38 protein-coding genes are annotated in these 25832 nt (G+C 73.1%); 3 read left to right on the top strand and 35 right to left on the bottom strand.

Translation table 11 applies throughout. The features are described 5' to 3' along the window. Positions 1-398: 398 nt before the first annotated feature. The 3 genes from ACFXAM_RS06615 to ACFXAM_RS06605 are packed head-to-tail and all read right to left on the bottom strand — an operon-like array spanning position 399 to position 1046. Positions 399-608 carry a hypothetical protein gene (locus ACFXAM_RS06615; RefSeq protein ID WP_380288058.1) on the bottom strand — a complete coding sequence of 70 codons (210 nt, stop codon included), beginning with the start codon at positions 606-608 and terminating at the stop codon, positions 399-401. 16 nt (positions 609-624) lie between these two features. Then, positions 625-876, bottom strand: a complete 252-nt coding sequence (locus ACFXAM_RS06610; RefSeq protein ID WP_380288057.1) for a hypothetical protein — start codon at positions 874-876, stop codon at positions 625-627. After that, a complete protein-coding gene (locus tag ACFXAM_RS06605; RefSeq protein ID WP_380288055.1) occupies positions 873-1046 on the bottom strand; it encodes a hypothetical protein in 174 nt (57 codons plus the stop codon). Before ACFXAM_RS06605 ends, ACFXAM_RS06610 begins: the two co-directional genes overlap by 4 nt. 306 nt (positions 1047-1352) lie before the next feature. Here ACFXAM_RS06605 and ACFXAM_RS06600 point away from each other — a divergent pair, with 306 nt between their 5' ends. The 3 genes from ACFXAM_RS06600 (at position 1353) to ACFXAM_RS06590 (ending at position 3805) form a co-directional block, all read left to right on the top strand. Beyond that, on the top strand, positions 1353-2609 hold the full coding sequence (locus ACFXAM_RS06600) for a helix-turn-helix domain-containing protein (protein ID WP_380288053.1): 1257 nt from the start codon (positions 1353-1355) through the stop codon (positions 2607-2609). A gap of 10 nt (positions 2610-2619) precedes the next feature. Then, on the top strand, positions 2620-3177 hold the full coding sequence (locus tag ACFXAM_RS06595) for an NUDIX hydrolase (protein WP_380288051.1): 558 nt from the start codon (positions 2620-2622) through the stop codon (positions 3175-3177). 130 nt (positions 3178-3307) lie between these two features. Beyond that, positions 3308-3805 carry a hypothetical protein gene (locus ACFXAM_RS06590; protein WP_380288049.1) on the top strand — a complete coding sequence of 166 codons (498 nt, stop codon included), beginning with the start codon at positions 3308-3310 and terminating at the stop codon, positions 3803-3805. Between the two features lie 57 nt (positions 3806-3862). Here the strand turns inward: ACFXAM_RS06590 and ACFXAM_RS06585 are convergent, their stop codons facing one another. The 32 genes from ACFXAM_RS06585 to ACFXAM_RS06430 all read right to left on the bottom strand — a co-directional run bounded on the left by ACFXAM_RS06585 (position 3863) and on the right by ACFXAM_RS06430 (position 25783). Next, positions 3863-4228 (bottom strand): hypothetical protein, encoded by a 366-nt coding sequence (locus ACFXAM_RS06585; RefSeq protein WP_380288047.1) that lies wholly within the window; start codon positions 4226-4228, stop codon positions 3863-3865. Beyond that, a complete protein-coding gene (locus ACFXAM_RS06580; protein ID WP_380288045.1) occupies positions 4225-4503 on the bottom strand; it encodes a hypothetical protein in 279 nt (92 codons plus the stop codon). The genes ACFXAM_RS06585 and ACFXAM_RS06580 overlap by 4 nt, the downstream gene beginning before the upstream one ends. 12 nt (positions 4504-4515) lie before the next feature. Further along, a complete protein-coding gene (locus ACFXAM_RS06575; protein WP_380288043.1) occupies positions 4516-5604 on the bottom strand; it encodes a peptidoglycan-binding protein in 1089 nt (362 codons plus the stop codon). Between the two features lie 78 nt (positions 5605-5682). Beyond that, the gene (locus tag ACFXAM_RS06570; protein ID WP_380288041.1) at positions 5683-6195 is read right to left on the bottom strand and encodes a hypothetical protein; all 513 of its coding nucleotides are present in this window, start codon (positions 6193-6195) and stop codon (positions 5683-5685) included. Between the two features lie 11 nt (positions 6196-6206). Continuing rightward, a complete protein-coding gene (locus tag ACFXAM_RS06565; RefSeq protein ID WP_380288039.1) occupies positions 6207-8939 on the bottom strand; it encodes a hypothetical protein in 2733 nt (910 codons plus the stop codon). A gap of 21 nt (positions 8940-8960) precedes the next feature. Next, complete coding sequence (locus ACFXAM_RS06560) at positions 8961-10922, bottom strand: hypothetical protein (protein ID WP_380288037.1); 1962 nt, start codon at positions 10920-10922, stop codon at positions 8961-8963. A 3-nt stretch (positions 10923-10925) separates the two neighbouring features. Further along, positions 10926-11162, bottom strand: coding sequence for a hypothetical protein (locus ACFXAM_RS06555; protein ID WP_380288035.1), 237 nt, complete (start codon positions 11160-11162; stop codon positions 10926-10928). Between the two features lie 68 nt (positions 11163-11230). After that, complete coding sequence (locus tag ACFXAM_RS06550) at positions 11231-11635, bottom strand: hypothetical protein (RefSeq protein ID WP_380288033.1); 405 nt, start codon at positions 11633-11635, stop codon at positions 11231-11233. A 38-nt stretch (positions 11636-11673) separates the two neighbouring features. Further along, a complete protein-coding gene (locus ACFXAM_RS06545) occupies positions 11674-12087 on the bottom strand; it encodes a phage tail tube protein (protein WP_380288031.1) in 414 nt (137 codons plus the stop codon). Positions 12088-12109: 22 nt separating this feature from the next. Beyond that, complete coding sequence (locus ACFXAM_RS06540; RefSeq protein WP_380288030.1) at positions 12110-12511, bottom strand: DUF3168 domain-containing protein; 402 nt, start codon at positions 12509-12511, stop codon at positions 12110-12112. Between the two features lie 17 nt (positions 12512-12528). Further along, complete coding sequence (locus ACFXAM_RS06535; protein ID WP_380288029.1) at positions 12529-12951, bottom strand: HK97-gp10 family putative phage morphogenesis protein; 423 nt, start codon at positions 12949-12951, stop codon at positions 12529-12531. A 2-nt stretch (positions 12952-12953) separates the two neighbouring features. Then, the gene (locus ACFXAM_RS06530) at positions 12954-13292 is read right to left on the bottom strand and encodes a hypothetical protein (protein ID WP_380288027.1); all 339 of its coding nucleotides are present in this window, start codon (positions 13290-13292) and stop codon (positions 12954-12956) included. Continuing rightward, positions 13293-13628: a head-tail adaptor protein gene (locus ACFXAM_RS06525; RefSeq protein WP_380288026.1), complete on the bottom strand. Its 336-nt coding sequence runs from the start codon at positions 13626-13628 to the stop codon at positions 13293-13295. Beyond that, positions 13625-14176 carry a hypothetical protein gene (locus ACFXAM_RS06520; protein WP_380288024.1) on the bottom strand — a complete coding sequence of 184 codons (552 nt, stop codon included), beginning with the start codon at positions 14174-14176 and terminating at the stop codon, positions 13625-13627. The genes ACFXAM_RS06525 and ACFXAM_RS06520 overlap by 4 nt, the downstream gene beginning before the upstream one ends. Positions 14177-14178: 2 nt before the next feature. Continuing rightward, a complete protein-coding gene (locus ACFXAM_RS06515) occupies positions 14179-14604 on the bottom strand; it encodes a Rho termination factor N-terminal domain-containing protein (RefSeq protein ID WP_380288022.1) in 426 nt (141 codons plus the stop codon). Further along, on the bottom strand, positions 14601-14987 hold the full coding sequence (locus ACFXAM_RS06510) for a hypothetical protein (protein ID WP_380288020.1): 387 nt from the start codon (positions 14985-14987) through the stop codon (positions 14601-14603). Before ACFXAM_RS06510 ends, ACFXAM_RS06515 begins: the two co-directional genes overlap by 4 nt. 16 nt (positions 14988-15003) lie before the next feature. Then, positions 15004-16224 carry a phage major capsid protein gene (locus ACFXAM_RS06505; RefSeq protein ID WP_380288018.1) on the bottom strand — a complete coding sequence of 407 codons (1221 nt, stop codon included), beginning with the start codon at positions 16222-16224 and terminating at the stop codon, positions 15004-15006. Between the two features lie 36 nt (positions 16225-16260). Next, the gene (locus ACFXAM_RS06500; protein WP_380288016.1) at positions 16261-16908 is read right to left on the bottom strand and encodes a hypothetical protein; all 648 of its coding nucleotides are present in this window, start codon (positions 16906-16908) and stop codon (positions 16261-16263) included. Positions 16909-16921: 13 nt separating this feature from the next. Continuing rightward, the gene (locus ACFXAM_RS06495) at positions 16922-18958 is read right to left on the bottom strand and encodes a phage portal protein (protein WP_380288014.1); all 2037 of its coding nucleotides are present in this window, start codon (positions 18956-18958) and stop codon (positions 16922-16924) included. Then, positions 18949-19140 (bottom strand): hypothetical protein, encoded by a 192-nt coding sequence (locus tag ACFXAM_RS06490; protein ID WP_380288012.1) that lies wholly within the window; start codon positions 19138-19140, stop codon positions 18949-18951. The genes ACFXAM_RS06495 and ACFXAM_RS06490 overlap by 10 nt, the downstream gene beginning before the upstream one ends. Positions 19141-19159: 19 nt before the next feature. After that, the gene (locus tag ACFXAM_RS06485; protein ID WP_380288010.1) at positions 19160-20992 is read right to left on the bottom strand and encodes a terminase large subunit; all 1833 of its coding nucleotides are present in this window, start codon (positions 20990-20992) and stop codon (positions 19160-19162) included. Positions 20993-21014: 22 nt separating this feature from the next. After that, positions 21015-21503, bottom strand: coding sequence for a phage terminase small subunit P27 family (locus ACFXAM_RS06480; protein WP_380288008.1), 489 nt, complete (start codon positions 21501-21503; stop codon positions 21015-21017). 259 nt (positions 21504-21762) lie between these two features. Next, on the bottom strand, positions 21763-22041 hold the full coding sequence (locus ACFXAM_RS06475) for an HNH endonuclease (RefSeq protein WP_380288006.1): 279 nt from the start codon (positions 22039-22041) through the stop codon (positions 21763-21765). Positions 22042-22138: 97 nt separating this feature from the next. Beyond that, positions 22139-22306 carry a hypothetical protein gene (locus ACFXAM_RS06470; RefSeq protein ID WP_380288004.1) on the bottom strand — a complete coding sequence of 56 codons (168 nt, stop codon included), beginning with the start codon at positions 22304-22306 and terminating at the stop codon, positions 22139-22141. 2 nt (positions 22307-22308) lie between these two features. After that, positions 22309-22533 carry a hypothetical protein gene (locus tag ACFXAM_RS06465; protein WP_380288002.1) on the bottom strand — a complete coding sequence of 75 codons (225 nt, stop codon included), beginning with the start codon at positions 22531-22533 and terminating at the stop codon, positions 22309-22311. 3 nt (positions 22534-22536) lie between these two features. Continuing rightward, on the bottom strand, positions 22537-22812 hold the full coding sequence (locus ACFXAM_RS06460) for a hypothetical protein (RefSeq protein ID WP_380288000.1): 276 nt from the start codon (positions 22810-22812) through the stop codon (positions 22537-22539). A gap of 2 nt (positions 22813-22814) precedes the next feature. Then, positions 22815-23105, bottom strand: coding sequence for a hypothetical protein (locus tag ACFXAM_RS06455; protein WP_380287998.1), 291 nt, complete (start codon positions 23103-23105; stop codon positions 22815-22817). After that, positions 23102-23821, bottom strand: coding sequence for a hypothetical protein (locus tag ACFXAM_RS06450; protein ID WP_380287996.1), 720 nt, complete (start codon positions 23819-23821; stop codon positions 23102-23104). Before ACFXAM_RS06450 ends, ACFXAM_RS06455 begins: the two co-directional genes overlap by 4 nt. An 18-nt stretch (positions 23822-23839) precedes the next feature. Beyond that, on the bottom strand, positions 23840-24574 hold the full coding sequence (locus ACFXAM_RS06445; protein WP_380287994.1) for a DNA-methyltransferase: 735 nt from the start codon (positions 24572-24574) through the stop codon (positions 23840-23842). Positions 24575-24693: 119 nt separating this feature from the next. Beyond that, a complete protein-coding gene (locus tag ACFXAM_RS06440; RefSeq protein WP_380287992.1) occupies positions 24694-24903 on the bottom strand; it encodes a hypothetical protein in 210 nt (69 codons plus the stop codon). Continuing rightward, positions 24900-25190, bottom strand: coding sequence for a hypothetical protein (locus ACFXAM_RS06435; RefSeq protein ID WP_380287990.1), 291 nt, complete (start codon positions 25188-25190; stop codon positions 24900-24902). Before ACFXAM_RS06435 ends, ACFXAM_RS06440 begins: the two co-directional genes overlap by 4 nt. Continuing rightward, on the bottom strand, positions 25187-25783 hold the full coding sequence (locus tag ACFXAM_RS06430; protein ID WP_380287989.1) for a hypothetical protein: 597 nt from the start codon (positions 25781-25783) through the stop codon (positions 25187-25189). The genes ACFXAM_RS06435 and ACFXAM_RS06430 overlap by 4 nt, the downstream gene beginning before the upstream one ends. Positions 25784-25832: the final 49 nt, after the last annotated feature.

Here is a 25832-nt window from a genome sequence, read left to right as displayed (position 1 = left end):
CCCCGCTGATAACGGGGACGGGCCGCTGACGTGAGTTCAGGTCAGCGGCCGATCGCCGTCCACACGCGGTGGGAGGACTGTGGAGCTTAGGAGACTCGAACTATTTCTTGACAGGACTGTGACCTGCACTGATGCCCCATGGTTGGGCATATCCGGGCATTTTCGATGTCGCTCGATGACGCTCGATGCCTTTGGATGACGAGGCGTGCTGTCATGACAGCACACGTGATCATGCTCCTCGACACGCAGAACCGCCCCCGGGGAGATCCCCAGGGGCGGCCCCGATCGTCACAGTCCGTCATCTGGACGGGCGGGTCAGCCTCGCGCTCGACCCCTATGACGACCGGCTCACCCGGACACCCACTGGCGCCCGGAGTCTCGGAGCTGTGGCGGGCCGGTCAGAGGAGCTCATTCGGGTCGTCCCGCGCCTTGTTCCTCAGCCCCTTCGCGGCCCTGACGGCCTTGCCGAGGCGGTGCCGCTCCTCGTTGCCGTCGGACCCGTCCTCGAAGGCGTAGCGAGCCATCTCGGCGTGAGCGGCGGCTTCGGCGGCACGGGTCTGGGCGTCCCTGGGCGGGGGCGGGGGTGTCGAGCGGCGGAGGATTCCCATGCTCTGCTCCTCGGGGTCAGTGGCGGATGCCGGAGATGATCAGCAGGACGGCGACGACCGCTAGAGCGGCGATCGTGGCCCCGTAGGCGGCGGTCAGTGCGGTCGAGCGCGGCTCGTCGTCCGGCGAGCAGTGCTCGACCTCGCTGGTGACCGCGGTGAGGTCCCTGACGAAGGCGCCCCGCGTCCATGCGCCGCACGCCGCGCACCGACCCAGCTCGACCGGCCGATCGTCGGCGTCCGGCACCGGCGAGCCCCCAGCGACGCTCACTCGGCCGGCCACGGCGAGCCCAGCAGCGGTGAACCCGGCCAGTCATCCGCCGCCGGGGGGAGGGGGTAGGCCTGCCGAACTCCCTCCAGAGCGGCCTCCCAATCGGGGCCTGAGGGGGTGTAGAACAGGGTCGGTCCGGTCTCGTCGTCGGGGTCGGGGTTGGCGATCACAGCTCCTCCTCGGGGGCGGTGGTGCGGCATGCAGGGTGCGCGACGACGGGCCAGCCCAACGTGGGTAGGGCCGGGTCGTAGACGTGACCGTCCGGGATCATCTCGCCGTCCTCGCGGCCGCAGCCGACGCATGCCAGGCCGTCCCTCTGAGCCCGGCTGAACGGCGTCGGCGGTGGCCTCTGCTGCCTGGTAGTCACGAGCCCAGCATCGGCATCCGCGCAGGCCGCTACCAGGGCCACGGTGAGTACCCACGATGGACGGCCAGTCACCGCTACGCTCGTGCCACCATCAACCCCGGGAGGCACCGTGCCCGCACCGGAACCGCTCCCCACCCACGTGCTCTCGGACCCCGCGTTCGTCAGCGCGTGTGCGCAGAGAGAGATCGGCGCGGTCTTCCAGATCGCCCGCCGTACTGGCCTCGGCCCCGCCCAACTCGCCCGCCGCACCAGCCTTTCGACGTCCCGCGTCACCGAAATCATGACCGGCGACCGGACCGTCTCCAGCATGGACGTCATCGAGCGGATCGCCGACGGCCTGCGCATCCCCGGGCACATGCTCGGCCTGGCCGCCCGGCCGTGGGAGCCCGCTCCCGGGCCGACCGCCTATCGGCCTGCCGCCGTCCCTGAAACCTGGGAAGTCCTCGACATGCTGTCCCGCTCCACCGCGTCCGATGCCGCCCTGACCCACCTGGAGGCGGCCGTCGCCGACGTCGCCTACCGCTACCCGATCACCCCGCCCACCGTGTCCGTGCCGGTCCTCCAGCGGCAGCTGGTCGGCGTGCACGAGATGCTCGACCGGCCCCAGGCCCTGGCCGCCCGCCGCCGGGGCGTCCGGATACTGGCGGCCGTCGCAGGCCTTCTCGGCCTCGCCCACCACGACCTCGGCGACCGCGGCCGCAGTGAAGCCCATTTCCGTCTGGGCGTGGTCGCCGCTGGCGAGGGCGAGGCCGACGACCTGACCGCCTGGCTCCTCACCATGCAGAGCATCGTCGAGTACACGGCCGGACGGCACGACACGGCCGCTGCCCTCCTGGACCAGGCCGACGCCCTCGCTGCCACAGCGGCCCCCCGCCGTCGTGCCTGGGTCGCCGCCAACTGCGCCCGCGCCGTCGCTGCACGTGGCGAGCGCACCACCGCGCTGGCCGCCATCGACCGGGCCGCCCACCACCTCGACCTCGCCGACGACGATGGGGGCGGCCTGGACTTCTTCACCTCCAGCCGCCTCGACGGGCTCGCTGGTGAGACGTACGCCCACCTCGGCGAGCACGACGCCGCCGGTCGCCTCCTGGAAACCGCCATCGGCGCCCGTGCCGAGGCCGACACCAAGGGGCGGGCGGTGCTCATGCTCGACCTCGCTGAGGTGCAGCTCGGGCAGGGCGCTCTCGATGCTGCGGTCGCCACCGCGCACACCGCCCTCGACACCGCCGGCGCCACCGTCGTGCAGCCGCTTGTTCTCCGGGCCCGCGCCCTTCAGCGCGCACTCGCCCCCTGGGGCGCCGAGAGGCCGGTGCAGGAGCTGGCCGCGCGCGTGAGAGAGTCGAGCCACCAGCTCGCACGCGCGTGAGGAGGCCCCGGTGACGGGAGCGGAATGGCAGGTCTACGGCCGACGGCAGGTGTACGGCTCCCCGTGGGTGGAGCTGTGGTTGGACGACGTCGACATCCCCGGGACCGGCCGGATCGAGCACCACGTCGTCCGCATGCCCCGCGCCTCCACCACCGCCGTCGTCACCGACGAGCACGGCCGCTTCCTGCTGATCTACCGCCACCGGTTCATCACCGGCCGGTGGGGCTGGGAGGTCCCGGCCGGGTGGGCCGACCCCGGCGAGGAGCCGGCCGCCGCCATCGCCCGCGAGGTCGAGGAAGAGACCGGCTGGCGGCCTGGCCGCGTCGAGCTGATGACCGAGTACGACGCCATGGCCGGCATCTCCGACGCGCACTTCCGCTCTTACCACGTCACCGGGTGCACGCGGATCGGGGAGCCGCAGGACATCTCCGAGGCCGCGCGGGTGGATTGGCTGCCGGAGGCCGAGGTGATCAAGCTGATCGTCGCTGGCGAGGTCCCAGACGGGCCGTCGCATGCCGCGCTCTCCTACTACCTCGGCCCCCACCGGCTCGCCCGCACGGGCCGCTGACCTTCGCCGCCCGGCTTCCCGTTGAAACCGGGCGCTGCTCGCTCCCGTTTCCACTTCGGCCGTCCGCGCACTCGGGACACCCATGCGCCGGTAGGGTCCCCTCACCACACCCAGCGTCCCAGGGGGGACCATGCGCACCCGTACCACCGCCGCCGCCCTTGCGGCGGCCGCCCTGCTCGTCAGCCTGACCGCGTGCTCCAGCTCGGCGCCGAGCACCGACGCGAAGTCGACCGGCACGCCAGCGGCCGCCAGCTCGACGCCGCCCGCCGCAGCCGCGCCTGAAGCCGCTGCGACCACCCAGGCGCCGGCGCCCGCCGGGACGACGGCGGCCGCGCCGGCGGCGACCGGGCCGGGCGGGCTGCCGCCGAAGCCCGACGCCGCCACACAGCTGCGGTACATCGCTGCTCTCACGGCCATCGACCCCGAGATCGTCGGGGACAAGACCGACCGCGCGGTGAGCCGCGGCCGCGATCAGTGCAGCTCCATCGCACAGAAGAAGTCCGAGGCCGAACTGGTGACGCTGGTCGGCCAGCGGTTCACCTCGGCCCAGCACCCGACCGGCTTCGGGCCGGAGAAGAGCGCCAAGATCCTCGCGGTGGTCAAGGCCCACATCTGCCCGACGTTCTGACCTCGGGCACGACGAAGCGCCCCCGCTCCGGCATGGCCGGGGCGGGGGCGCGGTGCTTCACGTGGTCGGAGTAGTCGGGACGACGGCCGCCTCCACGCGGTCGACGGCATCGCGCAAGCTCGCGCCCGAGTTGGGGTGGAGCTCGTGCTCGATCACTGCGACCCGGCTCTCGATCGCCGTGACCGAGGCCTCGATGCCTGCGATGCGCTGCACCACGCCCGGCCGGCCGGGCACCCCGGGGCGGTCCGGCGTCCCCCGCCAGTCGTCCGCGACCTCGTCGGCTGCGGCCACCAGGCGGCCGAAGGCCCGGACGACCCGCCAGCCCACTGCGGCGGCCCCGGTGATGGCGGTGACGGCCACAGCCCAGAGCACCGCCCGGTCGATGGCGGCGCTGCCCGTGGTCGCCTCGGCCAGGCCGCTCACTCGCGCACCGCCCGGCGCGCGAGCCGGGCCAGCGCGCCGTCCCGCCCGGTCTCGTAGGACGGCGGGCGAGCGATGCCGAGGAACCAACCCCACCCGGGTCGGACACGCTCCAGCGCGCGGAACGCGGCGTAGTAGACGGTCGTGAAGCCGACCGTGAGCCAGGCTGTGACCTGGGCGTCGTCGAGGTCGAACCCGAGGCGGGCAGCCTGGCCGGCGGCCAGGCCGACGAGGGTCGGCACGACGGTGCGCCACAGGGAGACGAGGAACTCGTACACGGTGATCTCCGATCAGTCGGTGACGGTGAAGCGGGCGACGGCGAGGCGCTCCAGGGAGCGGCGGCCGGGGATGCCGTCGGCGTCGGCGCCGACGTAGCCGAGGGAGCGCTGGTACGCGGCGTACGCCTGGACGGTGCGGGTGCCGAAGGAGCCGTCCACCCAGCGCTGTTCCAGAAGCCCCTCGTCCGCCAGGGCCTGTTCGACGAGGCGGGCCTCGGCGGCGTAGGTCTGGTGGCCCTGGGCGGCCCCCGGGTCGGTGCGCGCCGCCGCGACCACGCGCACGAGGGACACGGTGGGCTGGCCGGGCAGCCGGCCGAGCAGCAGCTGGAGCGTGACCTCGCCCGGCACGCCGTCGGCGTCCGGCCCCGAGTACCCCAGGCTGCGCTGGAAGTCCTGGTAGTTGAGGGTGTCGGCGTCGCGCCAGTCCTCGTCCGGCCCGGCGCTGTAGTGCGCGCCGAAGCCCTGGCGGACGAGCGCCTCGCCGACCGCGCGGACGTGCGGGCCGTGCGCGCCGTAGCCGAACTCCAGGCCGTTGATGGTCACCCGGTAGCGGGCCGGCGTCGGCTGCCCGGCGGGCTGCTCGGGCGCCGGGCCGGACGGCGTGGTGTCCGGCTCCAGCGCGCCCGAGGTGACCAGCTCGTACAGCGGGGCGCCGGGGCAGTCGGTGGCGTAGCCGTCCCGGTGGCCGCGGATCTCCCGGCCGGCGCCGTTCTCGCGCAGGTAGGCGATGGCGTCGCGCAGGCCGGCGACCTGCTCGGCGGTCGGGCTGGTGTGGCCGCTGTCGCCGACGAAGGCGAGCACGGCGAAGTGGTTGCGGTTGAGCGTGGTGTTGCCGTTGGCGGCGTTCTGCGCGTTGCGGCCGCGGCCCTCGAAGACGTAGCCGTGCTCGCAGACGGCGAGGTTGTACGCGAAGTCGGACCAGCCGTTGCCGTCCATGTGGCTGTTCTGGACCTTGCGCATGTACGCGGCGCAGGTGCCGTGCTCGCCGGCGCTGTACGCGGCGCCGAGGTAGTGGACCTTGACGCCCTGGTTGGTGGGCACCGCGGGGTGGCCGTTGCGGGGCTGGCGGGCGCCCCACTCGGATCGGGGGACGAACTGCATGGTGCCTCCAGGCATGGGAAAGCCCCCAGTGCCGGGTAGGCGCCGGGGGCGGTGGGTGGTGCGGGACGGTCGGGCTGATCAGCTGCGGCGGCGCAGCTCCAGCCAGGATCCGGCGAGGATTTTGGTGGCCGTGGCGGAGGGGACGTTCTGTGCCCACCAGAGCGTGAGTGCGCCGGTCCCGGCGGAGATGAGGACGCCCTCCAGCCGTGCCCAGGTCGGGGCGCCGGAGGAGACGGCGAACCCCAGCACGGAGGATGCCGACGCGTTGCGGATCGCGAAATGCTCGCTCACGCCGCTTGTGCCGCTCGTGAGTGCGCCGGTGTGCGCGCCGGTCGAGCCGAAGTGGCAGACGCTGCCGGCGGGGAAGCCAAAGCCGGCCTTGATGTCGGCGGCGGAGTCGCCGGCGCCGATGAACAGCTGCGCGGTGAAGGTGTAGGCGCCGGCCACGACCGGGAGCGTCAGGTCGTCGTCGGCCTGGAGCACCGACGTGGTCGACGACTCGTCGCCGGGCTTCATGACCCAGTCGGGCTGGGCGTCGAGCAGGCGAGCGGAGGTGATCCGCTGGCCGGCCGACCACGGCGGGAACTTCACGATGATGACTCCTACAGGGGGATGATGGCCGGCTGCCACACCCGCACGTCGGCCCCGGTCGGCAGCGCCTTGACGATGCCGTTGACGTGGCGGGTGACGGTGGCGGTCTGCGGGCTGGTGGTGCCGGTCATGGCGGTGACGGTGATCCGCTCGCCGGCGATGATGAGGTCGAGCGGGTAGTCGGCGGGGGCGGTCGACCACAGCGGGCCGGACGTCGTGCTGATGGACAGGGACGTCGCGGTGGCGGTCGCGCCGGAGGCGAGGGTGCTGCCGGCCGTGTCGGCGAGGCAGAGGCTGGGGTGATCGGTCTCCGCGACCTGCCACGGCGCGCCGGGCGAGCAGTGGTAGGTGATCGTCCACTGCGGACCGGGCCCGAGCAGCTCCGTGTAACCCTCGACGAGGAGGTCGAGCTGGTCGGGCGGCGCGGGCGCGGGCGGGTGCGCCACCGTGATCCGGTCGCGCAGGGTGACGCTGGTGGCGGCGGGGATGAGGTGCGGCCCGGCGGCCAGGTTCACGGTCAGCTCCGGGTAGCGGGGCCCGTCGTAGGTGCCCAGGTGCAGGCGCCATGCCGCCATGTCGGCGAGCAGGGCGTCCCGGTGGACGCTGTAGTCCTCGGCCTCGTCGTACCGTCCGATGCCCTCGGGGTGAGGGAGCACGGACATGGGGCCGGCCTCGGCGACCGCCCGCGCCGACGAGCCGCCGATCCGCGTGACGGTGACGTCGTTGCGGACCGCCTGGTCGTCCTCCACCGGGTCGAGCGGCGCCACGACCTCGCCGCGGACGAGGCAGTCGAGCGCGAGCTTCGCGGGCTGGTTGTAGACGGTGTGGCGGGGCCGGTAGTAGAGCCCGAGGAACGCCCGGCCGTCGGCCAGGACGCCGCCGTCGGTCTTGGCGGCCTCGCCCAGGAGATCGAGCAGCGTGTCCGGCCGCTGCGGGCCCATCGCCGTCTCCGCGTCGAGGTCCGACCAGTCGGTGGAGAGCGGCACGCCTTCCTCCAGGCACAGCCGCGTGAACCGCTCGCTCGCCCGGTTCCCCTCGTACCCGTTGTCGGCCCGGTTGTAGACGTCGACAGCCCTGTCGAACACACCGATGTGCCCGATTGCCATGCCCTTGAGCAGCGGCCCGAACCAGGTGCTGACCTCGGAGACCGACCCGATCTCTCCGTCGGCGGTGATCACCCAGCCGGCCGACGTCGACCCACCGACCCGGTACCAGATGATGGCGCCCTCGATGTCACCGGGCGCGGCCTGGCGTACCCAGATCTGCATCTGCGTCCACCCCCCGGTGGCGCCCGTGGCGGGCAGGCCCTGGTCGTAGACGACAGTGCCGCCTGCGTCCACCACGTACAGACGGAACCCTTCGCTGAGGGTCAGCACCCACTGCGCGCCGACCGACGTCGTCCACACCAGGAACGTCTGCTCGGACGTGGGCAGGGCGTCCAGGTTGAACAAGAAGCGGATCTCCCAGAAGTCCAAGTCCGCGGCGGATGGCCGCGGCACCGTCCCCCGGATCACCGCATGCTCGCCGAGCACCGGCAGCGGCCGCGACCCGGGCAGGTCCGAATCCGACGCGAACGCCAGGTCGACGGCCTCCAGCGGGCCGACGCCCGGGATCGGCGACGCGGCCTGCGTCGACGACCGGCCGTCCTCCATCGGCCAGTACGCCACCGGCCGCCCGCTCGGGATGCTGCGCCGCAGGGTGGAGTCGAGGGCGCTGGCGCCCTGTCCGAGACGGCGCATCGGGCCGGCCGCCTCGATGACGGTGCGCATGTCCGCCCCGGACGGGTCGCTGACGGTCGACCACGCCGCGACTTCTCCGATGAACCGCGCGCGGAAGTTGTCGACCCGGGCGCCGCCGGTGACTGTCCAGGCCCGGCCGGCGCCGTCGGCGAACGCCGGGGTTCCGGGGGACAGGGCGGTGAAGTCGGGCGCGGCCACGAGCGGGCCGTCGATACCGCGCCGGACCTCCACGGCCCGGACCCGCCCCGCCATCGGCTCCGCCCCCGCTGCGGTGTACCGGGACTGGTGGCCGATCTCCAGCGGCGTGCCGGAGGCGGGGGCAACGCTCGTCGTTCCGGTGCCGGTGATGGCGGGGCCGACCTGCGTCCACGGGCCGGTGAGGTCCTCGCCTCCGACGTAGCAGCGGGCGGTCCAGCCACCGGCCCCGTCGTCGACGTCGAGGGTGGCACGCAGGGCCAGCCGTCCGGACGGGCGGGGCACGACGAAGTCGGGCGTCGCGAACCGGACGGTGCCGGCTGTCCCGTCCTCCGACCACACCAGCCTCGGCCAGCCGTTAATGTGGCTGAACCGCCAGGACCTGCCGATCGGGTTGACCGTGTTGTCGTACCGGCCGACGATCACGCGCTCGATGTCGTCGCCCGGCAGTACCCAGACGTCCTCCAGCAGCACGCGGACGTCGAGGTCCCCGGTGATGTGCAGGTCGGGGTGGTCCGGTGTGGCCGCCCGGCCGCCGGCGGTCCCGGGCACGTCGAGGTAGGAGTCGCCGGCCCCGACCGAGACCCGCAGCGGGGTGTTGCGGCCGATCTGGCCGTAGTAGCGGCCGCGCGGGTTGCGGGGCGCGTAGGCGCCGCTGGCGTTGTCCAGGGTGAGGGTGCAGCGGCTCGGCTCGACGCGCGCGCCCTCGTCGGCGCGTCCGTGGGTGATCTCGATCGGGTCGACCCGCACGTCCGGGGTGATGTCGTTCCAGGTGTTGCCGAGCCGCAGCTCGACACGCACATCGGGCAAGGCGCTCCGCCTCCTTCGGGGTTACGAGCCAAGCAGCCGTTGGACGCTGCCGGCGCCGGACGTGCGCACCATGTGCTGGATCAGCTTCTTGAACAGGCCGTCGGCGCCGGTGACGTCGAGGACGACACGGGCGGGGCCGCGGTCGCCGCCGGACTGCGCGGCTCCGGCGACGGAGGCGAGCATGCCGTCGAGCCGGTCGAGGGGCAGGACGGCCTCGTCCTGGCCGCCCTCGCCGACGAGGGCGAGCATGCCGCCGGGGGTGGAGGGCACGATGCCGCCCTGCGCGAGCATCGGGATGTCAGGGATGCTCCATGACTTGCCGCCGACCACGGGCACCCACGACGGGATGGAGAAGGTGAAGCCGCCGATCGTGGAGTTCCAGAACCTCGCGACTGCGGCGAAACCGGCCCGGAAGGGCGCTGCGATCTTGTCGCCGATGTCGCCGAACCAGGCGCCCACCCGGCCGGGGATCGCGCCGAGCGTGTTGAACCAGCCGCCGACCATTTCCATGCCGCTTTTGACGACACCCGATACCCAGTTCACCGCCATGGAGAAAGCGGATTTAATCGTCTCCCAGTGCTTGATCACCAAGCCGGGCCCGGTCCAGTTGAGAAAAAGATTGGCCAGGAGATCCCATCCGGCTTTCAGGAGATTCCATGTCCAGTTCCAGGCGGCGGAAATTCCGTCCATCGCACCTTTCCAGAGGTCCTGAAACCATGTGGTTTTCGTGGCGATCACGACAATGGCCGCGACCAGTGCGACGATCCCGAGGACGATCCACGTCAGCGGGTTGGCCAGCAGCGCGCTGTTGAGCACCCACTGGACGGCCGCCCAGACGGCGAGCGCGGCGACCAGCGCCAGCACTACCGGCGTGATCGCGTTCAGCAACTCGGGGTTCTTCTGGAGAAGGTCGGAGACCCAGGTGATCGCAGGTGCGAGGGTCTGGCCGAGGGTCGTGGACAGGGTGCGCATCACCGCATCCCACTGCTGCGCGGGGCTGGCGGCCAGACTGGTTGCTACCTTGTTGGCGGCGCCGGCCGCGTCCTCCAGCCCGCCGGAGGCTGCCGCGCCGGCGGCGTCGATCAGCAACAGGCTGTTGCCCATGTCCTCGCCCGGGCCGCCGAAAAGCGCGGCCTGGGCGGTCGTGCGGGTGGTCTGGTCCTCGACTTCCCGCAGCGCCTGGGTAACCTGGTCGAATGCGGTGGCACCTTGCCCGCTGTTGATCAGCTTCTGAATTTCTAGAACGTCCAGCCCGAGGCCTTTAAGGGGCTCCTCCACGGCGGCAGTATCGGCGATTCGGAGCGAGAACTCCTTGAAGGCGTCGCCGAGCTTGTCCAGTTCGAACGCGGGGTTCTTGGCCGCCTGGGTGAGAATGCCGAACATCGCCGGTCCATCGAAGCCGAGCTGGTGGAAGAACTCACCGTACTCGGACGTGAGTGCGGGGATCTCCTCTCTCAGCTTGGGCCCCATGTTCTGGGCCGCGACGGTCATGAGGTCGAAGGCCTCCTCGGAGGATTTGACGAGGCCGAGCTTGACCAGGTTGCCGGCGGCGTCGGTCGACTCCGCGATGTCGAACTTGAAGGTTTTGGACAGCGCGAGGGCTTCCTTGGTGACCCGCTGGAGGTCGGTCTCGGAGGCGTCGGCCATGTCGGACATGGATCCGCGCACGGCCACCAGCCCCTCCTGCACCTCCTCCAGCGACTCGCCGAACCCTGCGCTGAACACTGCCGAGGCGGACCTGCCGGCCTCGGCGGCGGCCTCCTTCGTCAGCCCCAGCTCGGTCTCGAAGCTGGTGGTGGTGGACGAGATGTCCATGGCGCTGTCGAGCGCCAGCGCGAACGCGCCGCCGACGGCGAGGCCGGCGCCGGCGGCCGCGATGCCGCCGAGCGCGGACTGCACCTTGCTGGCGCCGCGCTCGGCGTCCGCACCGAGGCTGTCGGCGTCCATCGACACGGCGACTTGCAGTTCCTCCAGGGTGGCCATGGGTCAGCCCTCCTTTCGGGTGCGCTTGTCCACACCGCCGAGCGTGCGGTTGGCGGCCTTGACGGCGGCGAGCATCTCCTGCCAGGTCTGGCGCCTGGCCCGGCCGGCCCACCGCGGGATGAAGTCGCGCGGCTCGCGCTTGCGCCTGGCCGCGGTGTTGTGGACGACGGCGGTCAGCACGCCGTGCAGGACGTCACCGCGCTCCGGACCGATGGGGCCGGTGAGGCGCTCGTAGGCCATCCAGTCCGTGAGCTCGGCGCTGCTGATGCGCTGAAGGAGCTCGGCGACGGTGCAGCCGAGGGCGAGCGCTAGGCGGAAGTGGAATTGCCGCTCTGGGCGGCGTTCGAGTTTCCCTGGGCCTCCTCCGCCTCGTTCTTGCCGAGGCGGGACAGGCGCCGGGCGACGTCGAACAGCCGGTCCAGCGCGGCCGCGCTCTTCTGGTTGAGGTCCTTGATGTCGGCCTCGGTGTACAGCAGCTCACCGGCCTCGTCGACGAGGCACATCACCAGCAGGCGGGCCCGGTTGTCGGTCGCGCCCGGGCGCTGCACCCGGGTGCCGTTCGGGCCGGCGACGAGCATCGACTGCTCCCACCGCTCCCGTTCGGCGCCGGACAGGCCGCGCACGCGTACCTCGCCGCCCCACTCCGGCACGGGGACGTCCTCGTAGCCGAGGTCGTCGGCGGTCTTGATCTGGTCCTTGCTCAGCAGCGCCACAGCGCTCTCCTTCGGGTGGTCGGGCGGGGATGGTGGGGTCAGGACAGGGTCGGTTTGCCGGAGACCTTCCAGCCCAGCGACGCCGTGAGCTTGTCGTCGAACGGCGCGCTGGGCTCGAACTTGTTGAGGATCGCCTTGAACGTCCAGGTGGTCTGCTCGAGGTCGGGGAACACGATCTGGTAGTCGCGGGGCTCCTTGTCGTCGAAGTCGGCGACGAGGAAGTCGTGGGCGCTCGGCATGTAGTTGACGTCGCCGGACACGTCGCCGCCGTCCTTGAGGCCGCCGATGAACTCGCGCCACTGCTCGGGGCTGCCGTGGGTGGTGACCTCGTAGGTGTCGCGGGCGAGGGTCGGCGCGCCGATGCTGGTGAGCTCGGCGATGTCGGTGAAGGTCTGGGGCGTGGCTCCGTCGCCCCGGCGGAGCTTGGTGCCGAAGCCGTCGATGCCGGCCATGGGTACCTCCAGGTGGTCGGGATCAGCCGGTGGGCTGTTCGGTGGTGATGCGGTAGCGCTGGACCAGGTGCCGGATGTCGCCCGGCGGCTCGGGGTCGGTCAGGGTCTGGCCCATCTCGTACCGGGTGCTGACGTGGTGGAGTCCGCTGATGGTGAGCGGCTGGTGGTCGAGGACGGCCATGGCCCGGGCGCCGATGGCCAGGGCCTCGCTGTACCCGCGGTACTGCGACCAGATGTGGAGCGTGAGCACGGTCTGCCGGCCGAACCCGTGGTGCCGGTTGTCGGGCGTCTCGATCGCCTCGCCGATCACGACGTACGGGTACGCGGTGCCCTCGGGGACGTAGTCGTAGACGCCCGTGACCATGGCCCGCAGCTCGGCGTCGGTGGTGAGCTGCGTGTAGACGGCGGCCTGAAGGGGTGCCATCGGGGCGGCGGCCGCGCTCACCTGCCGCCGCCGAGCTGCTGGAGTTCCTTGTTGACCTCGGCGATCACGCGGTCCCTGATCCTGTTGCGCTCGCCCTCGATGGCCGGGCCGAGCGCGGGCTTGGCGCTGATCGACTTGGTGCCGAACTCGTGGAACGCGGCGTAGTACGAGTCGCGGTTGAACCAGCCGACCTCGGCCTTGAGGCTGTTGCTGCTGTAGCGGATGTCGAGGGCCCTCTGGAGGAACCCGGTGTCCTTGCGGACGTTGAGCAGGGTCTCGCGCTGGACGTCCTCGGCGGACTCCTTGACGACGCGCCGCAGCGCGGCCTGGACCCGCTCGGGCATCGCTTCGAGCTGTTCGACGAGGCGCTCCAGGCCGTGGATCTGGACGGTGAGGCCGCTGCGGGCCCCGCCGCCGGCCGGGCGGCGGCCGCGCGCCATGGTCAGGTCCCCAGCTCGAACGCGCCCACCGTGAGGCTGGTGACGGCGTCGTAGGTGATGTTCGCGCGGCGGGCGGTGGGGCCGGCGAAGACTCCGGCGAGGGGGATCTGGCTGGTCTTCCCGGCCGGGACGGTGACGGTGGCGTCGGCGACGGCGAGGCCGTTGACGGTGCCGGGGGTGGACACCGTCACGGTGTGCGAGGACGCATCGGCGTTCTTCACGACCAGGAAGCGGCCGGGGCCGGTGGGGGCGGTGTCGCCGCCGGCCGACGCGGCGACCAGGTTGTCGGTCTGGGAGGCACCGCCGGCGATCGGCACGACGGTCAGGGTGAGGGCGGCCATCTACGGCACTCCTTCGGACTGCGTCAGCTCGGCCTCGGCCCGCCGGTAGTTCGGCGAGGACGGGCCGGTGACGTGGTGGACGGTGAGGGTCTGACCGGCGCCGCGCAGCTCGTCACCGCGGGCGACGTCGGCGTCGGGCAGCAGGTAGACGGTGTGGGTGTGGCGGCCGCCGCTCTGCGCGGCGACGAGCCGGTCACCGGCCGAGGGCTGGTCGACCTTGGCGCGCACCTCGCCGACGTGCAGCAGGGTGGTGCGCTGGCCGCCCAGGCCGTCCGGCTCGGTGTGCGGCCGCCACACCTCCAGCGTGCGGTTGAGCTTGTGGGCAACGCCGATCATGTGCGGGCCCGGTAGGCGGACAGCGTCCGCCGGTCGGCCTCGGTGAGCACCATGCCGGCCTCCTCCGGGGAGGCGTAGGTGACGGAGTGATCCCCGAGAGTCTCCTGGGAGAGGACGCCGGGCGTCAGCATCGCCGCCTTCGCGAGGCGCAGCACGATCGCGCGTACGCCGCGCGGGACGGGGGCATGGCCGGCGCTGACGAGGGCATCGACCGCGCGGGGGCCGTGTGGCCAGCAGGCTCCACGCCGGTAGAGGATGCCGGCCGCCGACCAGGTGTAGTCGGTGCCGGCGACCAGGGTGGTGCCGCTGTTGGTGAGGGTGACGGCGGACACCGCAGTGACGGGCCAGCGCGGCAGGACCAGCCGCACGCCGCCGGTGCTGTCGAGCAGGACGGCGTCGGTGGAGTGTTCCAGGCTCTGGCCGGTCTCCTCCTCGACGGCGCCGGCCGCCAGGTCGAGGAGGAGATCGGCGAGCGCGGCCTCATCCGCGGTGAAGGCGCCGTCCGGCCGGACGAGCAGGCGCAGCTCGTCCGCGATGGCGTAGGGCACGGTCAGCCCCCGCCGCCGTCGCCGGTCTCGGCGGCCTCGATGGCGGCGAGGATCTCGGCCTTCTTCGTGGCCCCGGCGAGGTCGATGTCGTTCTCGGTGGCGTAGGCGCGTAGCTGCTCGACGGTCATCCCCTTCAGCGCGGGCGGCGCCTGCTCGGCGGCCGAGCCGGTGTCGCCGCCCGCCGCCCCGGACGGCACGGGGGTGCCGGCGGCGTCGAGCGGCGGGACGACGAGCGGCGGCGGGCCGTCGTCGATGAGCGGCGCGGCCGTGGTGAGGGTGCCGCCGGCGAGGACGGCGTAGCCGCCCTCCACCAGCTCCAGCGCCCGGGGCACGGCGACGTCCTCGGGCACGCGGTAGGTGCGGCCGGGCTCCAGGGTGCCCTCGGGCGAGGCGGCCAGCGTGAGCATCGTGATGCGGTCGCTGCTCACGGCTTCACCCGCGGCTTGCCGCGCACGATGACGGCGGCGCCGACGGCGCCGGTGGTGGCGCCGGCGACGGTGACCGCGACGCGCAGGTAGCGGCGCACGCCCTTGTAGCCGATCTTGTAGACCTGGGAGGCGGTGCCGGCGCTGGAGACGACCGGCTCGGCGCCGTCGAGGTAGGCGTCGGCCACGGCCGTGAACGCGGCGTTGTCGTCCGAGTCCTGGAGCTCGTAGGTGTGGGTGCCGTCGGTCCACGCCCCGGCGACCACCAGCACGGCGGCGGCGTCGTAGTTGGCGAGGTCGACGCCGGTCCCGTTGGCGGACGCGGTGCGGGCGGCCGGCGCGAGGCTCGGCGCCGGGTCGGCGTGGTTGACGATGTCGGTACGCACGGTGGGCTCCTCGGGCTCAGGCGGTCTTGAGGCGGACGAAGGCCTCGGCGAGGACGGGCATGCCGTCGACCTCCAGGCGGCCGATGAAGCCGACCTGGTTGGCCTCGGCGTACAGCTCGTTGAGGCGCTGCACCTCAAGGGCGAGGACGTCGAGGATCCAGTAGTAGGAGAAGTCGCCGAGGATGCCGACGTACTGGCCGCTCGTGAAGGTGTTCGGGGCCCACTCGGAGACGAGGTAGGGGAGTTCGAGGATGGTGTCCGGGCGGTCGGCGGTCAGGCCCGGCTGCCAGAGGTAGTTGCCCTGGCCGGCGCCGCCGGTGTCGTCGCGCAGCTTGCGGATGCGGCGGATCGCGTCGCGGTGGAAGGCCCATCGGGCCTTCGGCCAGTACGCCTCCTTCAGGGTGTACTTGGCGTCGATCAGGCCGTCGCCGGTGAACCCGGTGGCCGCGCCGGTGGAGACGTCGCGCGACGTCGGGATGCCGTCCGCCGAGGCGGTGAACAGCCCGAGGGGCTTTTGGTTGCCGTCGCCCGTCATGAACGCGCGCTCCTGCGTCACGCCGAACCGGTAGGCGAGGCGCTCGCGGACGATGGTCTCGGGGCTGATCGCGGCCCGGCGCAGCAGGGTGCGCGAGGTCTTGACGCGTTTGGCGAGGGGGTGGGGGCGCATCTCGCGGCGGCCGAAGCGCAGCGCGTCGTCCTGGGTGCCGGTGCCGACCTCGCTCGTCCAGTCGGCGTCGCCGAGGTCGGTGTCGAGGGTCGGCACGCCGAGGGATTCGGCGGTGGTGATGGTCTGGACGGTGGCGAGGCCGCGGATGTGGACCTGGTCGTCGACGGCCTGGAGCAGCTTGGTGACGAAGTCCTGCGGGGCGAGCAGGAAGCCGCCCTCGGGGTCGCTGCCCATGTTGAGGGCGCGGGCGTGCTCGGGGGTGAGCGCGGCGCGGCCGCCGACGAGGTAGGAGTTCCAGGCGCGTTCCTGGAGCTCGGCGTCGCCACCGGTGCCGGTGCCGGTGTCGTCGGTGGCGGTGCGGGCGGCGTCGGCGCGGTCGTCCTCGCGCAGCCGCTCGGCGCGGGTGATGGTGGCGTCGAGGCTGTCGCGCTCGTCGAGGAGGCGGTCGAACTTCTGCTCTTCCTCGCCGGTCATGGCGCGGCCGGCGGTGCGCGCGTCGTCGAGGATGGCCTGGGCCTGGGCGCCGAGCTGGGTACGGCGCTCGCGCAGGTCACGGATGGTGTCGGGCACGGGTGTGTCCTTTCGGTGGGTGGTGCGGGGGTGGGGTCAGAGCCGGAGGCGGGCGAGGCGGTGTGCGTAGGCCGGGTCGACGCTGCGGCCGTCGCCGGTGTCGTCGGCGCCGGGCTCCTCGGCGGCGGCGTCCATAAGGGCGGTGAGCGCCTCGATGGCGTCCTGGAGGAGGGTCTTGTTCTTCGCGGACAGGACCTTGCCGGCGCGCAGGCCACCGAGGGCGCGGGCGAGGGCGCGGCCCTCGGCGTCCTGGACGGCGTCCGGGTCCATCGGCATCGGCACGACGCTGGTCTCGAACAGCTCCCACCTGCGCGGGACGCCGGCCTCGATGTCGAACGCGTCGAACCCGACCGACACGGCGTTGAGGAAGCCGGCCCGGATCTTGCGTTCGACGGTGACGGCGAACTCGTCGTCCGGGTCGAACTCCAGGCGGCCGAGGAGCCGGTCGTCGTCGACCCGGGGGTCGACGACGCGGCCGATCGGCAGGCCGTCCCTCCCCCAGTACGCGTGCCCGTAGCCGAGCACCGGGTTGCTGAGGTAGCGGGCGAGGTCGAGGGTGTCCATGCGCAGGTCGATGCCGTCCGCCTTACGGCCGGCGGTCGCCAGGACGAAGGGGATCGGACCGCTCTCCGCCGAACCGTCGGCGGCGCGCACGGCGTAGCCGCGCAGGTAGTGGCGGGACATCGGGGTCTCCTGGTCAGTCGGGGTCCATCTGGCAGTCGCAGCCCGGGTGCAGGGGCGGGTGGTGGAGGTCGCGGTGGACGTCGAGCTGCGGCGCGTCGTCGCCCTCGCCGTCGCCGGTGACCTTGCTGCCGGCCGCGGCGAACGGCCGGTCGATCGCGACGGTGCGCCCGTCCATGCGCTCGCAGAACGGGCAGTCGCTGGAGCCGGACGTGTTCCACACCAGCCGCTCGACGCCGTGCTCGCGCCACACCTCGCGGGCCGCGGCGTTGGGGAGTTGGGAGGTCTGCCACTTCGACAGCTGGCCGGGCCGCTCCGCGGCCCACTTCGCGAGCCGGGCGGCGACCTCGGCGGCCGGATCGGCCGGCGCCGCCTCGACGACCTTGCGCAGCTGGCCGACGGAGGAGGCAACGCGGTAGGCGACGTGGGAGGCGGTGTAGGCGTGGACCCAGGTGGCGAGGTCGACCGGCCCGCCCGGGCCGTCGCCGGGCGTCTCCTTGGCGGCCTCCTCGGCGATGTCCTCCGCGAGCGCCGTGAAGATCGGCAACCAGCTCGCGAGGGTGCGCTCCTGGATGAGGCCGTCGTAGAGCGCCTGGAGCGCGGCGAGGAACCCGAGCACCGACCGGGCCCGGCCGCGCGCGTCGTCCTCTCCGTCGGGGGCGGGCAGGTGCTCGGCGGCGAGCTTGGTGACGTGCGTGGTCTCCAGCTCGACGAGCTCGGCGTCCGCGGCCGCGATGCGCGGCGCGTACCGCTCGGCGATCCGCCGGCGGGCGGCCGCCGACCGGTGCCCGCGCGCGGAGGTCGCCGCCCGGGCCGGGTCCGGCGCGGCGGGCGCGGCCGCCTGGTCGGCCGGCACCATGTTGAGCGGCACCAAGTACGTGTCCCCGCCGGGCACCGGGTTCTCGTTCTCCTTCTCCCGGACGTCGTTCGCACTGAGCCAGCCGTTGTTCCGGCCGACCGCGTACGCCTGGTAGCGGGTGAGGGTGTCGCCGCGCAGCAGGACGTCGACCAGGTGCTCGGCGAAGTACCGCTCCCGCTCGCTGCTGGTGAGCAGCTGGGTGAAGATGGCGTTCTCCCACCGCTCCAGCCACGTGCGCAACGCGCTGCTGACGTAGTCGAGTTGCTGCTGCTCGATGTTGCTGAAGGTGGCACGCTCCAGGTCGGACACCTTGTGGCTCGGCAGGCGCAGCCAGCGGACCATCTCGGTCACCTGGAGCTTGCGGGTCTCCAGGAACTGCGCGGAGTCGTTGGGCATGCCGACCTGTGCCCAGGTGACGCCCTCCTCCAGGATCGCCACCCGGTGCGCGTTGTCGATCGAGCGGTGGATGTCCTCCCAGTCCGCGGCCATGCGCTTGCGGGCCTCGGGGCTGAGGATGCCGGGGTGGGTGAGCGCACCGCCCGGCGCCGACCCGTTGCTGAAGACCTTGCTGCCGTGCGTCTCCGTGGCCAGGCCGAGGCCGATGCTGTTGGCGGCGAGCTCCACCACGGGGTAGCCACGCACGCCGTCGAACCCGAGGCCGGCCACGTGCAGGACCTCGTCCGGCATCAGCGTCGCCTCGATGCCGTTGACGTCGTCGCGGTACTGGTAGACGCGGGTGAAGCGGCCGCCGCCGAGGCGCTTGGTGCAGATGCGCAGCCGGTCCGGGCGCAGCGGCCAGATCTCCTCGATCACGCCGGTACGCGGGTGGGTGACGAGCTGGGCGACGCCGTTGCCCCAGGTGACGGCGTGGTGGGTGAGCGTCTCGCGCAGGGCCTGCGAGGACATCATGGGGTTGGCCTGGTGGCGCAGGACCCGGTAGAGGGAGTGCGCGCGGGCGCGGTCCTTGCCGCGCTCCAGGCGCTCGTAGAGGTGCAGCGGCAGGGAGCCGACGTCCTCGCTGATGACGCGCACGCCGGCGAACCAGGCGCTGTAGTGCATGGCCGTGCTCGGGGTGACGTGGATGCCGGAGGCGGAGCGGGCGCCGGCGAACCAGTCCTCCAGCCAGCGGTCGGGCTGGGCGAGGCCGGAGGTGTCGCCGGTGCGGCCGCGGGCGGCCGAGCGGATCAGTCCCATCGCCGGCCCCCCGTCGCGCGCTGGTCGCGCTGGGCGGCGCGTTCGGCGTGGGTGCCGCCGACGATGCCGGCGGTGGCGAGCAGGGCGCCGGTGACGGCGAGGCCGAGCCAGGGTGCGAGCAGGGCGAGGCCGGCGCCGAGCAGGGCGAGGCCGGCGAGGGCGAGCCAGTCCCACAGGTCCACGGGCCGCCTCCTTTCGGGGTCAGCCCGCGAGGCCGCGGGACTCGTACACGGACGGGGCGGGCATGCCGCGCAGCGCGCCGTCCAGGGCGAACAGCAGGGCGGGGATGCCGTCGATGCGCTTGCCGGTCTTGGAGCGGTCGGGCTTGACCGGGCGCATGCGGTCCGGGTCGTCGCGCGGGCGCTTGCACTCGACGACGTCGGCCATCCACCGGGCGACGGGGTGGCCGAAGTGGATGAGCTCGTCGGCCTTGAGGCGGCGTTCGAGCTCGGACATGGGCGGGGTCATCCGCAGGTAGGTGGTGTCGGACTCCACCATCTTGAGCCGGGTCCGCTTGACGATCTCCTGCCGGACCGGCTCGCCGCTCCACTTGTCGTAGGTGATGTCGACGATGCCGTAGCGGCGGTGGTCGGCCTCGATGTCGTCGTAGATGCGGTCGTAGTCGATGGTGTCGCCCTCGGTGGTGGTGATCCACCCGTCGTCGCACCACTCGCCGACCAGGCCGCCGGTGTGGTCGTCGAGGGTGGGCACCACGCTCTCGGGGATCCAGAACCGCCAGGACACCTCGCCGCCGGGGAAGACCAGTGCGAAGGAGGTCATGTCGAGCTTGCTGGACAGGTCGAGGCCGCCCCAGCAGCGCTGCCCGGCCAGGCGCTCGGCGATCCAGTCCGGGCCCGGCGCCGCCCCGGCCTCGCCGATACGGGCGTTCCACAGGTCCATGTGGATCCACCGCGAGGTGAGGCTGACGCGTTGGTTGAGGCGGAACTGTCGGAAGCCGGCCTCCGCCGCAGGCTTGAGCTTGGCCTCGACGGCGTCCTGGCGCAGCGCGGCCAGGCTCAGGAAGGTGCCGAGCGCCGGGTTGGCCCAGTACCAGTTGGCCTCGTCCCAGATGTCCAGGGAGACCGGCAGGTCCGGCCGGCCGGGGAACAGCCTGTGGAGCCGGTCCAGCTCCTCCTGGGTGCGGGGGGTCTTGCGGACGAACACGAAGTGGTGGGGCGCCCGCTCCGGCTGCTCAAGGACGCGGTCGGCCTCGTCGATCATCTCCGAGCCGAACGACGCGCCGTCCTTCGTCTCGGTGGTGATGGCGAGCAGTAGCGGCTGCGTGCGCGCGCCGGTCGCCGTGGACATCGCTTCCCACAGCGAGCCGTCCGGCTGGCTGAGCACCTCGTCCAGGCAGAACGCGTGCGGGCTGTGGCCGAGTTCGACGTCCGCGTCGGACGGGATGACCTCGTAGTGGGAGCCGCTCTGCTCGTCGACCAGGCGCCGCGCGTTCTTGATGTGCTGGAGCCGCCGCGCCAGAACCGGTGACTTGCGCACCATCTTGACGCACGGCTCGAACACCTTCGACGCCTGGCGGGTGTTGGCGGCGGCGCCGTAGACCTCGGCGGACTCCTCGCCGTCGCCGACGAGCAGGTACAGAAGGATGCCCGACAGGAGCGCGCTCTTGCCGTTCTTCCTCGCCATGACCAGGCTCGCGCGCGTGTAGCGGCGCACGTACCGGCCCCACTGGTCGGACCAGTGGACCTCGCCGAACAGGGGCCGGATGACCTCGTACTCCTGCCAGTCCGCCAGCTCGAAGCGGGTGTTGGCGAGGGCGCCGGCGGGGTGGACGAGCAGCTCGGCGAAGAACTTGACGACGCGGTCGGCGCGCGGCTCACAGTAGTGCGCGCCACGCTTCGCGCAGGTCTTGCCGTCGAGGGTGTAGCCGCACGGCCCGCCCTTGCGCGAGGCGGGGCGCCAGCGCCGGTTGGGGTCCGGGCGCAGCGCGCGGCGGCGCGGCCGCGCGGAGGACGGCGGCCTGGTCGTGGTGGTGCGGCGGGCGGGGCGGGAGGAGGTGGTGGTGGGTGCGGCCATCACCCCTCCCGTCCCGGGCCGGTCAGGACAGCAGGCGTTCCGCGCCGAGGCCCGTGTCCGCGCCGATAGACAGCTGCGAGCGGTCCGACGGTGTCAGCCCGAAGCGGGCCCCGTAGCGGGCGACCTGGGCGTCGGCGGCGTCGAGCGCCAGCAGCCACGGGTTCTTGCCGAGCCGGGTCCCGGACACGTCGCCGTTCTTGTTGAAGACGTCGGACTCGACGACGGCGCCCTCGCGCTCGACGTGGCCGGCGGCGTCGCGGCGGCGAATCACCGCGTCGCACCAGCAGGCCATCGCCTCGACGTCCCAGGCGGTCAGGACCCCCTTGTCGATGAGGTCGGGGGCGTAGCGGTCCCAGACCTCGACGGCCTGGTCGGACAGCCACACCGGCGGCTCGATCGCCTCGGCTGCGGGCTGCGGCTCGGCCTTGTTGACCCGGCCGGGGTTGTGCTTGTCGACGCCGTGCAGCAGCTTCAGCGCGGTCGGCCTGGGCGCCGGCCCTCGCTTGCCCATGGGCTCCTCCTCTCAGAGGCCCGGCCCGCCCGGTGGCCGGCCGGTGGGCGGCGGCCGGGCAGGCCGGGTGGTGGCGGTGGGTGAGGCGGCCCCTGGGGCAGTCACACAGCGTGGCGGAAGGGGCCCGGTACGGCGGATCCGAAAACTCGTGGGCGAGAGAGCGGCTTCCCCCCCGCGTTCGCCGGGGCCCCACCCCAGAAATTCGACGCCCCCTACCCCGATGACCGACGGTCACGAGGTCAGAGGGCGCGCGCACCGGTCAGTAGGCCGGCCCGGGCTGGGCGGCCCAGCCGCCGGGCTGGTGCTCGGCCGTCTCGCGGCTGTGGCAGCGCTTGCACAGGCCTCGGCCGTGCTGCGGGTCGTCGGGGTCCAGACCGCGCTGCACCAGCTCGCGGCGGCTCAGCGGGTAGTGGTCGGCCTCCGTGGCTGGCACCGTTCTGCACAGCACGCACCGCGGGTCACGGCGCAGCACGGCGGCGCGGAAGCGGTCGCGGTGCCGGGAGCCGTAGCCCTGGGCGGTGGAGGAGGGGCGGTGCACCCGGGGGGCTGCCTGGGCGCAGGGGGGGCACTTGCCGGTGCGGGTGCCTGGTGTGGCGTCGCCGGGGCACCCGGGGGTGGTGCAGCGACGGGGGGCCCTACTGGGCACGGCGCACCTGCGCGACCAGCAGGGCCTTCACCAGCTCCAGGGCCTCGGGGCGGGTGAAGCCAGCCGCCTGGTACTCGGTGAACAGCTCGTGCATCTGGATGGCCATGGCCCCGAGTTCGGAGACCGGGCTGGCCGGGGTCGGGCGCGGGTCCGGCATGGTCAGTTCCTCTCCGGAGTCGGCAGGTTGAGCACGTGCCTGATGGCGTCGCGGTCGCCGTCCACGGTGACGGTGACCTCCAGGCGGCGGCGCAGCAGGCCGCGCAGCAGGTCCGGCCAGCCGATCACGATGGTGTGCCGGACGAACGGGTCGGCCAGCGGCTCGCGGTAGGCGACCGCGCGATGGCCGACCCGGCTGGTCACGGAGTAGCGGGCGGTGTCGGGCACGGCTCACTCCCCGGGGATCGTGGCGGCCGGGTCGCCGTAGGTGCCGACGTGGCGGCGGACGGGCGGCTCGTCGGCGTAGGGGATGACCAGGGTGGCCTCGGCCGCCTGGTCGCGCCCCTGGACGATGATGCGGCCCTTGCTGTCGCGCACGAACACCGTGACGAGGACGCCCTCCGTTGCGTCGAAGGCGATGTCCTTGACGAGGAGCGGGTCCAGGCCGAGGGCGCGCACGGCCGCCAGCTTCTGGGCGTGGGTGATGGAGGACGGGAAGCCGGACATGGTCACCGTCCCTCGGTGTTGCGGGACCGGGCGCAGCGGCACGAGCCGGTGGCAGTGTCGGCGGGGGCGAGGGACACCGTGATGCCGTTCTGCGGGGCGGCGGTGAGGCCGTTGGTGTGTACGACGGTGCGGCCGGCGGCGAGGACCAGCTCGTCGGCGACGGGCGTGGGGACGCCGCCGGCGAGGAGTTCGTTGCGGTAGGAGAGGAGTACGGCGGCGGTCGTGGCCGTCGCGGCGGGCGACGTGGGGGCGCGGTGGCGGGAGAGGACGTTGGGGGTGGGGGTGGTCGTCACGGTGCGGCCTCCAGTGTGGTGATGCGGTTCTCGGCGGACGTCATACGGTTCTCCAACCCGAACTGGCCACCGACGCGGTTGGCGAGGTCGGTGAAGAGGCTGTTGAAGGAGGCGACGGCGGTTTCCAGGGCGACGACCCGGGCGGCGAGGGCGTCGTAGTCGGCCTGGGTGCCCCACCCGGGTGGGCCCTGCGGGCCGGTTGCTCCCGTGGCGCCGGTGGCGCCTGGTGTGCCTTGCGGGCCGGGGTCGCCCTTCGGGCCCTGGAGGCCGGCCGGGCCGGTGTCGCCAGTGGGCCCGCGCTCGCCCTGGGCACCGGGCGGGCCCTGGGGGCCGGCCGGTCCGGGCGGTCCGGTGACGACGACGTAGTCGCCGGCGGCCGGGGTGGTGGGGGCTATGTCGGCGAGGTCGACGTCCGGGGCGGCGGCGGGCAGGCTGATCGGGTAGGCGCGGGGTGGGGCGCCGATCGGGGCCTCGGTCAGGGTGTAGGTCCAGCCGGTCGGGGTGCAGTCGGCGGCGTCGGTCGCCAGCACGGTGATCGACCAGGCGCCGTCGGCGTCGGGGGTGACGCTGTCGCTGCCGAGGACGATCACGCCGTGGGCGGCGCTGGTGATGCGGGCCGGCGCGGGAGTGAGCGTGACGCGGCCGCGGCCCCGGGCGCCGGCCGGGCTGGTGAGGCGGCCGTGCAAGGTGACGGTCTGAAGTCCTGACGGGAGCACCGTCGCCACCTCCCCAGGTCAGGCCGGAGCCGCTTTCGTGGCGGCGAGGGTGAGGCGCCGGCGGGCGACGTCGGCGTACGCGGGCGAGGCCTCGATGCCGACGAAGCGGCGGCCGGAGAGCAGCGCGGCGACGCCGGTGGAACCGGACCCGGTGAAGGGATCCAGCACGACGCCGCCCGGGGCGGCGACGCGGACCAGCTCGGTCATCAGCGAGTCGGGCTTCTGGGTGATGTGCTCGCGGGCGCTGCCGCGGGGCTGGCTCGCGCTGAACAGACCGCCGAGGAAGATGGGGTTGCGGGCGGTGTCGACGGGCCCCTTGGTCGCCCACAGCACGTACTCGCACGCCCGCTGAAAGCCGCCGCGGGCGGGGCGCGCAATGGGCTTGTGCCAGGGGACGATGCCGCGCCAGGTCCAGCCGGCCGCCTGGATCGCGTCGGAGGTGGTGGGCACCTGCCGCCAGTCCGAGAAGACCAGCAGCGGGGCGGCGTGGACGGCGGTGCGGTAGCACTCGGCGAGGATCAGCGACAGCCAGGCGAGGTAGCCGTGCTGGTCGCGCTGGTCGCCGTCGAAGTCCGGCAGGTCGTGCTTCGCGCTGCCGTTGACGTACTTGCCGCGGGCGGTGTCGCCGGTGGTCTGGCGGGGGGTGAGCCCGCCGGAGTTGTAGGGCGGGTCGGTGATGATGGCGTCGATGGTGGCGCTCGGGATGGTGCCGAGGGTGGTGAGCGCGTCTCCTTCGTGCAGGGTCCAGACCATGGACATCCTCCGGGAATGGCGAGAGGCCCCCGGCGGGTGCCGGAGGCCTCTCGAAGTCGTCACCCGCGCTGTGGACAGACGGGTGGTGCCAAGATCGTTGCATTGGGTGACCGGACCCGTCAAGCGGGCTTTCGGGGCCGCCAGGCCTCGACGAGGGCGAGGGCCTGGGTGGCGTCGTACTCGGGGTACCGCGGGGATCCGCCGACCCGGGCCAGGCGGCTGCGGTGCACCCAAGTGCGGACGGTCTCGGCGGGCACGCCGAGCGCCTCCAGCTGGGCGCGGGTGATCCGGCCGGGGGGCGGGACGCGGGTCCGGGGGCCGGTCGTCACTCGGGGTCCCGCCGGGCGAGACGCGAGAGGGGGTCGGGGTGGGTGGGTGCTGGTCCCATGGCCTCGATCGTGATCAGCGACCGGGCGGCGGCGAAGTCCTCGGCGGACGGGCTGCTGCCGGCCCGCAGGCCCTGCGCCTGGAGGAGCAGGGCGTCCGCCCGCTCCGGTGTGAGGCCGAGCGCCTGTGCCGTGGAGCGGAGCCGTTCGCGCTGCCATTCCTCGTCGACGGCGGCCCGGAGGCCCGTACTCCACGCGGACGCGATGAGGCCGAGGTTCAGCATGCTCATGCGTCCACCTTGGCACGGCCGGCGGACGGGCGGCAGAGCTGCGTGATGCGGGACGGGTCACGGCCGTCGATCTCGGCGACGAGGTCCCGGGCGACGCCGCCCGCGCGCAGCCGGCGGACCAGGTCGTCGCGCTCACCCTCGACGGTGCGCAGCTCGGCGGAGCGGGCGGCGGCGCGGGCGAGGTGGGGGAGGGCGCTCACGTCCAGGGGTGAGCCGCCGGCGGGGAGGGGCGTCCAGTCGGCGAGGGCCTTGTCGGCCATCTCGATGTGGTGGGCGGCGTCGGCGGGGTCGCGGTGGGTGCGGGTGGTCCATCCGAGGCCGATGAGGGTGGGGCCGGGCTGCGGGGTGATGGGGCCCACCAGCTGGCGGCGGCCGTCGGGGAGCCGGCTCACTATGCCGGCGGCGTAGGTGGTGTGGTGGGCGGCGGCGCCGACCATGGTCGGCCCGGGGGCGTCGGTGATCTCCAGGAGCAGAAGCGTGCCGGCCGGGGTGTCGGTGGCGGACCAGATGGTCGCGTGGCCGTGGATGGTCCAGGGGCCGGCGAGGCCGGTGAGCGTGGCGGCGTAGACGCCGCCGATGGTGAGCGTGGTCATGTGAGGGCACTCCGGGTGGTGGTGGCGCTCACCCTGCCGGGGGTGAGCG

This window comes from Kitasatospora sp. NPDC059462 (assembly GCF_042749955.1).
Classification (GTDB): domain Bacteria; phylum Actinomycetota; class Actinomycetes; order Streptomycetales; family Streptomycetaceae; genus Kitasatospora.
Note: the sequence above shows the minus strand (reverse complement) of the source record. Positions and strands in the feature narration are given on the sequence as shown.

What these genes read in the sequence shown, in the direction of transcription:
- ACFXAM_RS06615 (WP_380288058.1), bottom strand. Translation starts at nt 608, where the DNA reads ATGGGAATCCTCCGCCGCTCGACACCCCCGCCCCCGCCCAGGGACGCC.
- ACFXAM_RS06545 (WP_380288031.1), bottom strand. Translation starts at nt 12,087, where the DNA reads ATGGCCGGCATCGACGGCTTCGGCACCAAGCTCCGCCGGGGCGACGGA.
- ACFXAM_RS06575 (WP_380288043.1), bottom strand. Translation starts at nt 5,604, where the DNA reads ATGCAGTTCGTCCCCCGATCCGAGTGGGGCGCCCGCCAGCCCCGCAAC.
- ACFXAM_RS06445 (WP_380287994.1), bottom strand. Translation starts at nt 24,574, where the DNA reads ATGGTCTGGACCCTGCACGAAGGAGACGCGCTCACCACCCTCGGCACC.
- ACFXAM_RS06535 (WP_380288029.1), bottom strand. Translation starts at nt 12,951, where the DNA reads ATGGCGCGCGGCCGCCGCCCGGCCGGCGGCGGGGCCCGCAGCGGCCTC.
- ACFXAM_RS06540 (WP_380288030.1), bottom strand. Translation starts at nt 12,511, where the DNA reads ATGGCACCCCTTCAGGCCGCCGTCTACACGCAGCTCACCACCGACGCC.
- ACFXAM_RS06470 (WP_380288004.1), bottom strand. Translation starts at nt 22,306, where the DNA reads ATGCCGGACCCGCGCCCGACCCCGGCCAGCCCGGTCTCCGAACTCGGG.
- ACFXAM_RS06485 (WP_380288010.1), bottom strand. Translation starts at nt 20,992, where the DNA reads ATGGCCGCACCCACCACCACCTCCTCCCGCCCCGCCCGCCGCACCACC.
- ACFXAM_RS06435 (WP_380287990.1), bottom strand. Translation starts at nt 25,190, where the DNA reads ATGAGCATGCTGAACCTCGGCCTCATCGCGTCCGCGTGGAGTACGGGC.
- ACFXAM_RS06500 (WP_380288016.1), bottom strand. Translation starts at nt 16,908, where the DNA reads ATGTCCCGCCACTACCTGCGCGGCTACGCCGTGCGCGCCGCCGACGGT.
- ACFXAM_RS06530 (WP_380288027.1), bottom strand. Translation starts at nt 13,292, where the DNA reads ATGGCCGCCCTCACCCTGACCGTCGTGCCGATCGCCGGCGGTGCCTCC.
- ACFXAM_RS06525 (WP_380288026.1), bottom strand. Translation starts at nt 13,628, where the DNA reads ATGATCGGCGTTGCCCACAAGCTCAACCGCACGCTGGAGGTGTGGCGG.
- ACFXAM_RS06590 (WP_380288049.1), top strand. Translation starts at nt 3,308, where the DNA reads ATGCGCACCCGTACCACCGCCGCCGCCCTTGCGGCGGCCGCCCTGCTC.
- ACFXAM_RS06430 (WP_380287989.1), bottom strand. Translation starts at nt 25,783, where the DNA reads ATGACCACGCTCACCATCGGCGGCGTCTACGCCGCCACGCTCACCGGC.
- ACFXAM_RS06560 (WP_380288037.1), bottom strand. Translation starts at nt 10,922, where the DNA reads ATGGCCACCCTGGAGGAACTGCAAGTCGCCGTGTCGATGGACGCCGAC.
- ACFXAM_RS06555 (WP_380288035.1), bottom strand. Translation starts at nt 11,162, where the DNA reads ATGGCCTACGAGCGCCTCACCGGCCCCATCGGTCCGGAGCGCGGTGAC.
- ACFXAM_RS06480 (WP_380288008.1), bottom strand. Translation starts at nt 21,503, where the DNA reads ATGGGCAAGCGAGGGCCGGCGCCCAGGCCGACCGCGCTGAAGCTGCTG.
- ACFXAM_RS06495 (WP_380288014.1), bottom strand. Translation starts at nt 18,958, where the DNA reads ATGGGACTGATCCGCTCGGCCGCCCGCGGCCGCACCGGCGACACCTCC.
- ACFXAM_RS06460 (WP_380288000.1), bottom strand. Translation starts at nt 22,812, where the DNA reads ATGTCCGGCTTCCCGTCCTCCATCACCCACGCCCAGAAGCTGGCGGCC.